At 67.7% G+C, this 12,610-nt stretch carries 13 protein-coding genes; 2 read left to right on the top strand and 11 right to left on the bottom strand.

The window, feature by feature from the left end:
• The 3 genes from nagZ to ACXJKH_RS06855 all read right to left on the bottom strand — a co-directional run.
• Positions 1-694 (bottom strand): beta-N-acetylhexosaminidase (gene nagZ / locus ACXJKH_RS06865; RefSeq protein ID WP_457318873.1); only part of this gene is annotated, 694 nt, incomplete at its 3' end.
• 97 nt (positions 695-791) lie between these two features.
• Positions 792-1,481, bottom strand: coding sequence for a DsbA family oxidoreductase (locus tag ACXJKH_RS06860; protein WP_457318872.1), 690 nt, complete (start codon positions 1,479-1,481; stop codon positions 792-794).
• Positions 1,482-1,524: 43 nt separating this feature from the next.
• The gene (locus tag ACXJKH_RS06855; protein WP_457318871.1) at positions 1,525-2,028 is read right to left on the bottom strand and encodes a CYTH domain-containing protein; all 504 of its coding nucleotides are present in this window, start codon (positions 2,026-2,028) and stop codon (positions 1,525-1,527) included.
• Between the two features lie 77 nt (positions 2,029-2,105).
• On the opposite strand from ACXJKH_RS06855, the gene ACXJKH_RS06850 reads away from it, so the two are divergent.
• The gene (locus ACXJKH_RS06850) at positions 2,106-2,717 is read left to right on the top strand and encodes a hypothetical protein (protein WP_457318870.1); all 612 of its coding nucleotides are present in this window, start codon (positions 2,106-2,108) and stop codon (positions 2,715-2,717) included.
• A 388-nt stretch (positions 2,718-3,105) separates the two neighbouring features.
• On the opposite strand, the gene rlmD is transcribed toward ACXJKH_RS06850, so the two are convergent.
• Complete coding sequence (gene rlmD / locus ACXJKH_RS06845) at positions 3,106-4,440, bottom strand: 23S rRNA (uracil(1939)-C(5))-methyltransferase RlmD (RefSeq protein WP_457318869.1); 1,335 nt, start codon at positions 4,438-4,440, stop codon at positions 3,106-3,108.
• A 139-nt stretch (positions 4,441-4,579) separates the two neighbouring features.
• Here rlmD and ACXJKH_RS06840 point away from each other — a divergent pair, with 139 nt between their 5' ends.
• A complete protein-coding gene (locus tag ACXJKH_RS06840; protein ID WP_457318868.1) occupies positions 4,580-5,305 on the top strand; it encodes an Hpt domain-containing response regulator in 726 nt (241 codons plus the stop codon).
• A gap of 238 nt (positions 5,306-5,543) precedes the next feature.
• On the opposite strand, the gene recO is transcribed toward ACXJKH_RS06840, so the two are convergent.
• From recO to ACXJKH_RS06805, 7 genes are all read right to left on the bottom strand, one after another.
• Positions 5,544-6,266 (bottom strand): DNA repair protein RecO, encoded by a 723-nt coding sequence (gene recO, locus ACXJKH_RS06835; protein WP_457318867.1) that lies wholly within the window; start codon positions 6,264-6,266, stop codon positions 5,544-5,546.
• 67 nt (positions 6,267-6,333) lie between these two features.
• Positions 6,334-7,230, bottom strand: a complete 897-nt coding sequence (gene era, locus ACXJKH_RS06830; protein ID WP_457318866.1) for a GTPase Era — start codon at positions 7,228-7,230, stop codon at positions 6,334-6,336.
• Positions 7,227-7,907, bottom strand: a complete 681-nt coding sequence (gene rnc, locus ACXJKH_RS06825) for a ribonuclease III (RefSeq protein WP_256775842.1) — start codon at positions 7,905-7,907, stop codon at positions 7,227-7,229. The genes era and rnc overlap by 4 nt, the downstream gene beginning before the upstream one ends.
• Complete coding sequence (locus ACXJKH_RS06820) at positions 7,897-8,280, bottom strand: DUF4845 domain-containing protein (protein ID WP_457318865.1); 384 nt, start codon at positions 8,278-8,280, stop codon at positions 7,897-7,899. The genes rnc and ACXJKH_RS06820 overlap by 11 nt, the downstream gene beginning before the upstream one ends.
• A 32-nt stretch (positions 8,281-8,312) precedes the next feature.
• Positions 8,313-9,107, bottom strand: a complete 795-nt coding sequence (gene lepB / locus ACXJKH_RS06815; protein WP_256775840.1) for a signal peptidase I — start codon at positions 9,105-9,107, stop codon at positions 8,313-8,315.
• Between the two features lie 103 nt (positions 9,108-9,210).
• Positions 9,211-11,001, bottom strand: a complete 1,791-nt coding sequence (lepA, locus tag ACXJKH_RS06810; RefSeq protein WP_457318874.1) for a translation elongation factor 4 — start codon at positions 10,999-11,001, stop codon at positions 9,211-9,213.
• Positions 11,002-11,170: 169 nt separating this feature from the next.
• Positions 11,171-12,610: DegQ family serine endoprotease (locus ACXJKH_RS06805; RefSeq protein WP_457318864.1), on the bottom strand; the 1,440-nt coding region annotated here is incomplete at its 5' end.

Below are 12,610 nucleotides of genomic sequence, written 5' to 3'. Positions count from 1 at the left end.
GCTGGATCCAGCGCGGCGAGTAGCCGGCCGGTTCCGGCGCAATCTGCGGGTAGACCACGTGGGCCATCATCACCGCATCGGCGCCGGCGTCGATGCCGGCCGCGAACGGCACCAGGTCCAGTGCACGCAGTGCGTCCAGCGTGCGCGGGTCGGAGGCATCATCGACATGGGTGTCTTCGCGGACCGTGCCATGGCCGGGGAAGTGCTTCAGGGTGGCGGCCATGCCGACGCTGTGCATGCCCTCGATGTAGGCGCGGGTGAAGGCGGCCACCACCTGCGGATCGGCGCTGAAGGCGCGGTCGCCGATGGCGAGGTTGCCGCGGCCCAGGTCGACCACCGGGGCGAAGCTCAGGTCCACGCCACTGGCGCGTACTTCGCTGGCCATCAGCCAGGCGTGCTGGGTGGCCAGCGCCAGGGCGGCCTGCGGGTCCTGCCGGTACAGGGCATCGAAACCCTGCAACGGCGGCAGCGCGCTGTAGCCCTCGCGGAAGCGCTGCACGCGTCCGCCTTCCTGGTCCACGCAGATCAGTTGCGGGCGCGGTGCGGCGGCGCGGATCGCTGCGGACAGCTCGGCGACCTGCTGGCGCGAGGCGAAATTGCGCTTGAACAGGATGACGCCGGCCACGGCGTCGTGCTGCAGCCAATCGCGCTCCTGGGCAGTGAGTTCGGTCCCGGCAACGCCGATCACGAGCATGGTCGATCTCCAATACGGGGCGCCATGATGGCGCACTGCCGCATTGTCGCAGAACCCGCGCGCGCTAGGCCACGACTGCCGGTCGCCGCATATTCACCTAGGCGCAGCCGTCCGGGCCGCAGTGGGCCCCGTCGGCCGGACCGGCGGCATCGGGCGTCGCCGCGGCGATCTCGCGCAGTGCCTGCGCGAAGGCCTCCGGCGGCTGGGCGCCCTGGATGGCATAGCGATCATTGACCACGAAGGTAGGCACCGACTGGATGCCCATGGCCTGGGCCTGGGTGAGCTGGGCCTGGATCTCCTCAAGCCCCTCCTCGCCGGCCAGCAGCGCGGTCACCCGCTCGGCCTGGATGCCGCCTGCGGCGGCGGCGTCGATCAGTGTCTGCGGGTCGGCCAGGTTGCGGCCTTCGACGAAATGGGCACGGAACAGCGCCTCGCCCACCGGGCCCTGCACGCCTTCACGCCCGGCCAGCCACAGCACGCGGTGCGCCGGCAGCGTGGTCACCCGCACCTGGCCCTGGTCGAAGTCCATCGGCAGGCCCTCGGCGCGCGCGGCGGTCTGGGTCTGGGACAGGATCTGTTCGGTGCGCTCGGCACTGCCGAACTTGGCGGCGTAGGCCTGCCGCAGCGGCACCGGGGTGACGCCCGCATCGGGATCGAGCAGGAACGGATGCCAGTGCACCTCCACCTGCGGGGCGTCGTCACCCAGCAGGGCCAGGCCCTGCTGGAAACGGTGCTTGCCGATCCAGCACCAGGGGCATACCACGTCGGACCAGATATCGATTTTCATCCGACCAGACTGTGGGCCGCCCGGGGCGATTGCAAGATGGGGCTCAGCCCCGTTCAGCAGCCGACCAGCGCGAGAACGGGTGCGCGGCCAGCGCCAGATTGTAGTAGCGGACGTGGTCGGTAACCTCGGTGCCGGCCCACGCGGGCAGGTCGATGGCCTGGTCGGCGTGTTCCAGCTCGACTTCGGCCACCACCAGCCCGGCGTTGTCCCCGAGGAACTCGTCCACCTCCCAGACCAGGCCGCCGTGATGCACCAGGTGCCGCCGCTTGTCGATCAGCCCGCCCACGCACAGCGCCAGCAACGCGCGCGCATCCGCCACCGGGATCGGGTAGTCGAACTCCTGGCGGGTGTGCCCGATTTCGCGCGACTTCATGTTGAGGAAGGCCTGCTCACCCTGGATGCGCACGCGCACCGAGGCCTTCTGCGCGCCGCGCTCCAGCGAGGCGGTGTCGTTGAGATAGCCCTGCGCCATCGGGATCACCGCGTGCGCGGCGGCGCGCCAGCCATCGCCGGTGACGAGGTATTTGCGTTCGATTTCAATGCCCATGTGCACAGTATGCGCGATCGTGGGGACGCGGCCGAGGCGTGCTTCTATACTGTTTGGCTGCCCTGCAAGGACGCCCGATGAACCACCTGCTCGCCTCCTCGTTGCTGTCGCTGCTGCCGCTGAGCGCCGTGGCTGCCACGCCGCCGACCCACGCGCAGATCGAGGCGTCGATCCTGGCGATGATCGACGCGGAGAAGAAGCCGGCCGCCTCCACCCAGGATCTGGTGCTGCACGCGATGTTCACCCCGCGCGGGTTCGAGCACGGGCCGTGTTTCGCCAGCGCTGACGTAAGCGGCGCGTACGAGTGCCTGGTCGGCATGGAGATCGGCATCAGGACCCGCTACCGCATGCTGCGCCTGGTTCCGCAGGGCATGGGCTGGGCGTTGGAAAAAGCAGATGTGCCGGCGCCGGTTCCTCCGCGCGAACGCGCCCGTGCGCTGCTCAGCGAACGACTCGACGAGCGCATGGACAGCATCACGGATGCCACGGCGCGCGGGGAGATGCGGGCCTCCCAGAAGCGGCTGCAGGTCCGGGCGATTCAGGACTGCGAGCTGCGCAGCACCTACGCGGCGGAGATCACCTGCGAGGTCACCGCAGGCGATGGCACCGAGCGCGGCACCGAGCCGCAGACGTATGTGTTCGATGCACAGGGGCAGTGGCAGAACGCTCCTCTCAATGCCGATCGGTAGGCGACGCTGGGGCTGACGCGAGGTCGCCAGCGCCGCACCGCGTATCGCCTCGGCAGGGGCGACGCCAGTCGACTGCCAATGGCAGGCCTCAGCGCGACGATGGCAGGTTCCCAGCGAAGGCCCGGCATCCCCGCGCATGCAGCCCACCGTTGCCCTCGATCAGGGGCATGCGTTCCCGGACGCGGTCGCAGCGCCGCCCGTCGACTCGGGTCCGACCCTGCCGGCATCCGCGCCGCCGCCGGGACCGGTCCCGGCGTGCGCCTACCAGCGGTGCGTCGGTTGCCTGGTCGGCATGCGTCCACCCGCGGTGACGACGGTTGACTCATCAGCAGGCGTCCACCCGCGGTGACGAGGGCGACCGTACCGGTCGCCGGCCTGCGGTCAGCGCTCAGCGCTTCTCGAACACCGCGATGCTCTCCACGTGCGCGGTGTGGGGAAACATGTCCATCGCACCGGCGCTGACCAGTGTGAAGCCCTGCTCGTTGACCAGGTAGCCGGCATCGCGGGCCAGCGAACCGGGATGGCAGCTGACGTAGACGATGCGCTTGAACTGCTTCAACGGCAGCTGCTGCAGCACTTCAATGGCACCCGAACGCGGCGGATCCAGCAGCAGCTTGTCGAAGCCCTGGCGCATCCACGGCGTCTGCCGCTGGTCCTGGGTGAGGTCGGCGGCAAAGAACTGCGCGTTGTCCAGGCCGTTGCGCGCCGCATTTTCCTTCGCGCGCGCCACCAGCCCGGCCTCGCCCTCCACGCCGACCACTTCGCGCACCGTGCGCGCCAGCGGCAGGGTGAAGTTGCCCAGCCCGCAGAACAGATCGAGCACGCGCTCGTCCGGGCCCGCGTCAAGCAGTTCCAGGGCCAGCGCGATCATCTTCACGTTGAGCTTGGCGTTGACCTGGATGAAGTCCAGCGGGCGGAACGCCAGCTCGACATCCCACGGCGCCAGCTTGAACGACAGCGGCACCTCCGCCGGCCACAGCGGGTGCACCGATTCCACGCCACCGGGCTGTAGCGAAATGGCAAAGCCATGTTCCTGCCCGAAGGCGGTCCAGGCCGCACGGTCGGCATCGGTGAGCGGCTGCATGTGGCGGATGGTCAACATGATCGCGTCATCGCCGGCGATGAATTCGATCTGCGGGATATCGCGCTTGCCATCGAGGGTTTCGATGAACGCGGCCATCACCCCGACCTTGCTGCCGATCTCCGGGATCACGGTCAGGCACTGCGACAGGTCGGCCACAAAGCGCGGATCCTGCTCGCGGAAGCCGACCAGGGTCTTGTCCTTCTTCTCGACCCGACGCACCGAGAACCGGCCCTTGCGGCGGTAGCCCCAGCTGTCACCGACCAGCGGCGGCAACACCGTGCCGGGGGTGACGTGGCCGATCCGGGTCAGGTTGTCCATCAGCACCCGCTGCTTGGCCACGATCTGCTGCGACTCCTCCAGATGCTGCAGCACGCAACCGGCGCAGACGCCGAAATGCGGACAGCGCGGCGTCACCCGCTGCGGCGAGGGCTGCAACACGTCCAGGGTGCGCGCTTCGTCGAAATGGCGGTTGCGGGCGGTCGGTTCAGCGCTCACCACTTCACCCGGCAGCGCGCCGGTGATGAAGGTGACCTTGCTGCCCTCGCCTTCGCGGCGGGCCACGCCACGGCCATCGTGGCTGAGGTCGAGGATGTCGGTCTGGAACGGCGTACGGTCGAGGCGGGAGCGGGTTCGGGCCACGTGGCAACAGGCTGCGGGCAAAAAGGGTGCGTATTGTCGCAGATACGCAGCTCGGACTGCCAAAAGCACCCCTGTAACCGCTTGCAGCGCGCGTGCGCATGTTTAATATGGCGCATAGCTGACATGGAGGCAGCCACAAATGCAGATGACCCCGCGGGATCCCATGCCCCGATTCCTGCTCGTCGAGGACGACACCATCAGCCGCGGCTTCTTCAAGGCCGCGCTGGAAGCCCTTCCCGCCGAGGTGGACACCGCCGATTCGTTGGCCACGGCCATGGATCGGGCTCGCAGCGGCCAGCACGACCTGTGGCTGATCGACGTCAACCTGCCCGATGGCAACGGCACCGAGCTGTTGCAGGCCCTGCGCCTGTCACGCCCGGACACCCCAGCGCTGGCGCATACCGCCGATGGCGACACCAGCATCCACGCGCGGCTGCGCGATGCCGGCTTCAGCGAGACCTTGGTCAAGCCGCTCAGTGGCGAGCAGCTGCTCAAGGCGGTGCGGCGCGCCCTGGTCAACAGCCCCGGCAGCGCGCCCTCGGCACTGGGCACCGGCGCGGACGCCGAGCGCGAGGACTGGGACGAAATCACCGCCCTGGCCGCGCTGAATGGGCAACGCCATCACCTGATCGCGCTGCGCGAGCTGTTCTTGGCCGAGCTGCCGGGGGTCCGTGACGCGGTCGCCCAGGCCCTGCTGCAGCAGGATGCGCGCGCGCTGCACGGGCAACTGCACCGGCTCCAGGCCAGCTGTGGGTTTGTCGGCGCCGCACGGCTGGCGCGCGCGGTGCGCCAACTGCACCAGGCGCCGCAGTCCAGTGGTGCGCATACGCGATTCCAGGCGGCAGTGGAATCGTTGCTGCATTGAGGCCGAGGCAGAGGCCAAGGCAGCCGGGCATGGCCCGGCTCTACCAGGAGCGCGCGCAGCCGGGCTTGGTCCGGCTCTGCCGGGAGCGCACGTAGCGGGCTTGGTCCGGCTCTGCCGGGAGCGCGCCTAGTCGGGCATGGTCCGGCTATGCCGGGAGCGCGCGCAGCCGGGCTTGGTCCGGCTCTGCCCGGAGCGGGTGATGTTCTGTTGGGCACGGTGGCGTGCCCGGACCGCTCGCCTAGCGGCGACGCGCCAGGTCTTCGAGCATTTCCCAGGACTTGAGTCCGCGCCAGCCCAGATGGTGCAACAGCACCGCGCGCATGCCGCGGCGCAGGCTGGCCAGGTCGTCAGGCCCCGGCTGGCGGTCGTCGGCGAGCGCGAGCAGTGCACTGCCGGTGGCCGTGCCCCGGCGTGGGTCGGTGCCGCGTTCGCTGAGCAGCCGGCGCGGTCCCTCCTGCGGGTCCAGTTCGTAGCGGGCGGCCGGATCGACCGGTTCGCCCTCACTGCCGTGGGCCAGATCGAACCCGAAACCGAGCGCTTCCAGCAGGTCGCGCTCGAACCGGCGCAGGGTCCAGGCCAGCGGTTCACCGTCGCRCAGCCGTTGGCGCACCAGGCCGTAATGGTCGTACAACTCGGGCAGCGGGTCCTGGCGGGGTGCCAGGCGCATGATCAGTTCATTGATGTAGAAGCCGGCCAGCATCGTCTCGCCGCCGAGCCGAGGCGCCGCGTCGAGCGCCTCAGCGCCCCGCAGCTGGGCCAGTTCGCCGCGCTGCACCGCGCTGAAACGGATCCATTGCAGCGGCTGTAGGGCGGCGCGCAGCGCCTGGCTGCGCGGGCTGCTCACGCCGCGCGCGAGCAACCCGAGCCGGCCATGCTGCTCGGTCAGTACTTCCACCAGCAGGCTGGTCTCACGCCAGGCCCGGGCATGCAGCACGAAAGCAGGTTCGTCGTCGATGCGCATGGCTCAGCCGTCAACGGCAGGCGGGTGGCAGGCCGGCGGCCGTCCTCGGACGGCACGCCTGCCCGGCTTATTCGTAGCCGAAGGCCTTCAGCGCGGCTTCGTCGTCGGACCAGCCCTCACGCACGCGCACCCAGGTCTCCAGGAACACCTTGGCGTCGAACAACCGCTCCATCTGCATGCGCGACTTGGCGCCGATGTCCTTCAGGCGGGTGCCGCCCTTGCCGATCACGATGGCCTTCTGGCCTTCGCGTTCGACCCAGATCACCGCACCGATGCGCAGCAGGTTGCCGTCTTCGACGAAGYGCTCGATCTCCACCGTGGTGGCATACGGCAGCTCTTCGCCGAGCTGGCGCATCAGCTGCTCGCGGACCAGCTCGCCGGCCAGGAAGCGCTGGCTGCGGTCGGTGATCTCATCCTCGCCAAACATCGGCGGGGCTTCGGGCAGCAGCTTGAGCAGGTCGCGCACCAGCGCTTCCAGCCCGTTGCGCTTCTGCGCCGAAATCGGGTGCACGGCGGCGAAGTTGCGGCCTTCGGTGACCTGCTGCAGGAACGGCAGCAGCGCGGCCTTGTCCTTCAGCCTGTCGACCTTGTTGACCACCAGCACCACCGGGATGCCCGAGTCGCTGAGGACGTTGAAAGCCAGGGTGTCTTCCTCGTCCCAGCGACCGGCTTCGATCACCAGCATGCCCGCGTCCACGCCTTCCAGCGAGCCACGCGCGGCGCGGTTCATCACCCGGTTCATCGCGCGCTTCTGAACACGGTGCAGGCCGGGGGTGTCCACCAGCACCAGCTGCCCTTCCGGGTAGCTGGCAATGCCGAGCAGCCGGTGCCGCGTGGTCTGCGGGCGGTTGGAAACGATGCTGACCTTGGCGCCCACCAGGGCGTTGGTCAGGGTGGATTTACCGACATTGGGACGGCCGATGACCGCCACGCTGCCGCAACGATGGGGGATTGCTTCGCTCACTTGGAATCCAGTTGCTCGAGGGCGGCCGCAGCCGCCTGTTGTTCGGCCAGCCGTCGCGAGGCACCTTCGCCTTCGGTGCTGACAGCGGGATCGGCTACGCCGCAGCGTACCCGGAAGGTCTTGGCATGATCATCACCCGACTCTGACAGCAGCTCATAGAGCGGCAATGTCTTCTGCCGGGCCTGCAACCATTCCTGCAGGCGGGTCTTGGGGTCTTTTTCGGGCTTGCCGGTGGCCGGCAGCGTATCCATCGAGGGACCGAACCAGGGCAGCACGACGCTCTGGCACGCATGGAAGCCAGCGTCCAGGTAGATCGCGGCCACCACCGCCTCGAGCGCATCGGCCAGGATCGAGTCGCGGCGGTGCCCGCCGGTCTTCATCTCACCCGGCCCCAGGATGAGCCGGTCGCCCAGCTCCAGGGTGCGGGCGATCACCGCCAGCGCGCCTTCGCGCACCAGCTCGGCGCGGGCACGGGTCAGYGCGCCCTCGTCGGCCTTGGGCCAGCGCTGATACAGCGCCTGGGCCACCATCATGTTGACGATGCTGTCGCCGAGGAACTCCAGCCGCTCATTGTTGGGCGTGCCGGCACTGCGATGCGTCAGGGCCTGCTGGAGCAGGCCCGGATCCTGGAAGGGGTGGCCGATGGGGTCACCGCGTTGGAAAGTCTTAGTCGACACCGTTGAGGGTCAGTTCCTGGTTCGTATCAAATTTGCCAACCACATCGAGGTTGCCGAGCAGTTCACGGCGGACCTCGTAGTTGACCTTCATGTTCCAGCCACCACTGATCCGGTCGAACTTCACATTGGCCGGCTTCACGTTTTCCGAATAGCTGATGTACAACCGCTTGAAGAACATATCCTGCACGCGCGCCGGCTCCATGTTGCCGACACYCGGCTCCTTGGCCAGGCTCTTGAGTGCCGAGCGGACCGCGTAGTACTCCTGGTACATCGGGAACAGCTTCATGCCGATATACAGGCCGAAACCGACCACGATCAGGACCACGAGGAACGAGGTCAGGGTCATGCCACGCTGCGTGTTCATCGTCTTCATTGCGTTCTCCCCAGATACGCTTGTGTGATGGATCAATTGATGCTCGAGCCGATCCGCGAGGGCTCGAAACCGTCCTTGCAGAACCAACCCGAGCAGTTCAGCCAGATCAGGAAGGCCTTGCCGCGCAGATTTTCCTCCGGCAGCAGACCCCAGAAACGGCCGTCATCGCTGTTGTCGCGATTGTCGCCCATCACCAGGTACTTGCCCGCCGGTACGGTCCACTGGCCTTCGCCACGCGGATAGTCGGTTTCCAGCACGGTATGGGTACGGCCCGGCAGGTGCTCGACCAGCAGCGAGCTGCCCTCGCCCTGGCCGCGATGGCCGGCGTACAGGCCCTTGTTGTCGTACTTGAGCGGCTCGCCATTGAGGATCAGGCCATTGCCCTGGAACACGATCTGGTCGCCCGGAATACCGATCACCCGCTTGATGAAATTCTCGCCCTTGGCCGGGTCGGTGTCCGAATGGCCCGGGAAGTGGAACACCACCACGTCGCCGCGCTTGGGCTCACCCAGCGGCACGATCTTGGCGTTGTTCAACGGCAGGCGCAGGCCGTAGGAGAACTTGTTGACCAGGATGAAATCGCCGATCAGCAGGTTGGGCATCATCGAGCTGGACGGGATCTTGTACGGTTCGGCGATGAAGCTGCGCACCACCAGCACGATCGCCAGCACCGGGAAGAACGCCCGGGCGTAGTCGACCATCACCGGCTCGGTGTCCAGCAGGCCGGCGCGCTGGGCGCGGCGCTTGGCGAAGTAGAGCTTCTCGCCGAGCAGGATCAGGCCCGAGGCCAACGTCAGTACGACCAGGAGAATCTCAAACAATTTCATGCAGTGTCCTTGGGAACGATTGCAGCGGTGCGGGGGGTGGTTCCCCTCGCGCCGGGCGACACCGTACGGTGCCGTCTGCCGCCGCCGGGAAAGCCATCCGGCCTTACTTGTCCATCTGCAGCACGGCCRGGAAGGCTTCCTGCGGGATCTCCACGCGGCCGACCTGCTTCATGCGCTTCTTGCCTTCCTTCTGCTTCTCGAGCAACTTCTTCTTGCGCGAAACGTCGCCACCATAGCACTTGGCCAGCACGTTCTTGCGCATGGCCTTGACCGTGGTGCGGGAGATGATCTGCGAGCCGACAGCCGCCTGGATGGCCACGTCGAACTGCTGCCGCGGGATCAGTTCCTTCATCTTTTCGCACAGCTCGCGGCCGCGGCGGTCGGCATGGCTGCGGTGCACGATCAGCGACAGCGCGTCGACCTTGTCGCCGTTGATCAGCACGTCCACGCGGACGAACGGGCCGGCGTCGAAGCGCACGAAGTGATAGTCCAGCGAGGCATAGCCACGGCTGACCGACTTCAGCTTGTCGAAGAAATCCAGCACCACTTCGGCCATCGGCAGCTCATAGCTGATCTGCACCTGGCTGCCCAGGTAGTTGATGCCGATCTGGCTGCCGCGCTTTTCTTCGCACAGCTTGATGATGTTGCCGATGTACTCTTCGGGCGTGAGCACGTTGGCGCGGATGATCGGCTCGCGGATCTCATCGACCATGTTCACCGGCGGCAGCTTGGCCGGGTTGTCCATGTTGATGATGGTGCCGTCGGTCTTGAGCACTTCATAGACCACGGTCGGCGCGGTGCTGATCAGGTCCAGGTTGTACTCGCGCTCCAGGCGCTCCTGCACGATTTCCATGTGCAGCATGCCCAGGAACCCGCAGCGGAAGCCGAAGCCCATCGCCTCGGAGCTTTCCGGCTCGAAGCGCAGCGCGGCATCGTTCAGGCGCAGCTTGTCCAGCGCTTCGCGCAGGTCCGGGTAGTCTTCGGCATCGACCGGGAACAGGCCGGCGAACACGCGCGGCTGCATTTCCTGGAAGCCCGGCAGCGGCGTGGACGCCGGATCGGCGGCCAGGGTCAGGGTGTCGCCGACTGGCGCGCCGTGCACGTCCTTGATGCTCGCCGTCACCCAGCCCACTTCACCGGCACCGAGCGTCGGCAGCACCTTGCGCTTGGGGGTGAACACGCCAACGTTCTCGACCTGGTGATTGCGGCCGGTGGACATCACCTGCAGCTTGTCGCCGGCCTTGATCTGACCCTGCATCACGCGCACCAGCGAGACCACGCCCAGGTAGTTGTCGAACCACGAGTCGATGATCAGCGCCTGCAGCTTGTCGGTATCACGCGGCACCGGCGGCGGAATGCGCTGCACGATCGCCTCCAGCACGTCCACCACGTTCAGGCCGGTCTTGGCGCTGATCGCCACCGCGTCGGTGGCATCGATGCCGATCACCGCCTCGATCTCGGCCTTGGCCCGATCGATGTCGGCGGTGGGCAGGTCGATCTTGTTGATCACCGGCACCACTTCCAGCCCCTGCTCGACCGCCGTGTAGCAGTTGGCCACCGACTGCGCTTCCACGCCCTGGGCCGCATCGACCACCAGCAGCGCGCCTTCGCAGGCGGCCAGCGAGCGGCTGACTTCATAGGAGAAGTCGACGTGCCCGGGGGTGTCGATGAAGTTCAGGTGGTAGGTCTGGCCGTCTTTGGCGACATACGGCAGGGAGACCGACTGGGCCTTGATGGTGATGCCACGCTCGCGCTCGATCGGGTTCGAGTCGAGCACCTGCGCCTCCATTTCACGGGCCTGGAGGCCGCCGCAAAGCTGGATGATGCGATCGGCCAGCGTGGACTTGCCGTGGTCGACGTGGGCGATGATGGAGAAGTTGCGGATGAACCGCATCGAATCAGAAGACATAGGTGGCGGCGGCGCGTCGCGTCGTCAGGATGACTGCGGATTATCGCATGGCCGGCCCGCTCCCGCGTGGGCCATTGCGGCGATTGGCGTGAATGGGCTCCCAAAACGACCGGACCCGCCGAAGCGGGCCCGGAAACGCAGTGGTGGCGGGAATTTACTGCCCGGCCTTGACCGCCACGAAGGCGCTGTTGCCGTTGGCACGAACCAGCAGCATGACCACATCGCCCTTCTTGTAACCGGCCAGCGCCTTGTCCAGCGCCGCCACGCTGCCGACCGGCGTACGGCCGACCTGCAGGATCACCAACCCCGGCGACAACTGTGCATCACGCGCCGATTGGCCGTTGACCCGGGTGATGCGCACGCCCTCGCCGGCCTCCAGGCCCAGCTGCTTGCGCTGCGGGGCCGTCATATCGGCCACTTCCAGCCCGAGCAGGGCATTGCTGCCCGTCTGCGGGGCCGCATCCGGGGCAGCGGCTGCACGCGGGCTGCCTGCCTCGGCGTCTTCGGCCTGGGCGGTCAGCGTGGCGGTCAGCTCACGCTCCTTGCCATCGCGCACCACGCCCAGCCGCACCTTGGAACCCGGCGGCAGTGCGCCGATGGCGGGGGGAAGATCACTGAAGGTGTTGATGGGGCTGCCATTGACCGAACGAATCACATCACCCGGCTCGATACCGGCCTTGAGCGCCGCGCTGCCCGCGACCACTTCGTTGACCAGCGCGCCACGACTGTCGGACAAGCCCAGACCCTGTGCCTTGAGCCCGTCGATCGGGCCGACCGCGGCGCCCAGCTGGCCACGGGTCACCCGGCCGGTCTTCTTGATCTGCTCGAYCGCGCCCATGGCCAGGTCGATCGGGATCGCGAAGCTGATGCCCATGTAACCGCCGGAGGCGGAGAAGATCTGCGAATTGATGCCGACCACTTCGCCGCGGGTATTGAGCAGCGGACCGCCCGAGTTGCCCTGGTTGATGGCCACGTCGGTCTGGATGAATGGCACGTAGCGCTGGTCCGCGCCGCCGGTGCTGCGCCCGACCGCGCTGACCACGCCGGCGGTGACCGAGTGGTCCAGGCCGAACGGCGAGCCGATCGCGACCACCCACTGGCCCGGCTTGAGCGTATTGGAATCGCCGACGCGCACGGTCGGCAGGTTCTTGCCGTCGATCTTGAGCAGGGCCACGTCGTACTGCTGGTCGCTGCCGATCACCTTGGCGGTGAACTCGCGTCGGTCGCCGAGCTTGACCTTCACCTCGCTGGCGTCGGCGACCACGTGGTAGTTGGTCAGCACATAGCCGTCGGCGGAGATGATGAAACCCGAGCCCATGCCGCGGCCCTGGATGCGCGGGCTGTCGTCCTGGCCACCGGGGCCCTGCCCCGGCATCTGGAAATCGGGGCCGAAGAAGCGGCGGAAGAATTCGGGCATCTCATCGTCGCCGCCCGGGCCCATGCCACGGGCCTGGCGGTTGCTGCGCACGATGGTGGTTTCGACGTTGACCACGCCGGGGCCGACCTGTTCGACCAGGTTGGTGAAGTCCGGCAGGCCGCTGACCAGCTGGGGCGCCGGCGCGCGCGGCGCGGCGGCCGGTGCGGCGGCAGCAGC

This window comes from Stenotrophomonas sp. P5_B8 (genome assembly GCF_054049855.1).
This window is presented reverse-complemented; position numbering and strand designations above follow the sequence as displayed.

Excerpts from the sequence above, each read along its gene's own strand:
- ACXJKH_RS06840 (WP_457318868.1), top strand. The coding sequence starts at position 4,580 with ATGCAGATGACCCCGCGGGATCCCATGCCCCGATTCCTGCTCGTCGAG.
- ACXJKH_RS06855 (WP_457318871.1), bottom strand. The coding sequence starts at position 2,028 with ATGGGCATTGAAATCGAACGCAAATACCTCGTCACCGGCGATGGCTGG.
- ACXJKH_RS06860 (WP_457318872.1), bottom strand. The coding sequence starts at position 1,481 with ATGAAAATCGATATCTGGTCCGACGTGGTATGCCCCTGGTGCTGGATC.
- lepB (WP_256775840.1), bottom strand. The coding sequence starts at position 9,107 with ATGAAATTGTTTGAGATTCTCCTGGTCGTACTGACGTTGGCCTCGGGC.
- ACXJKH_RS06850 (WP_457318870.1), top strand. The coding sequence starts at position 2,106 with ATGAACCACCTGCTCGCCTCCTCGTTGCTGTCGCTGCTGCCGCTGAGC.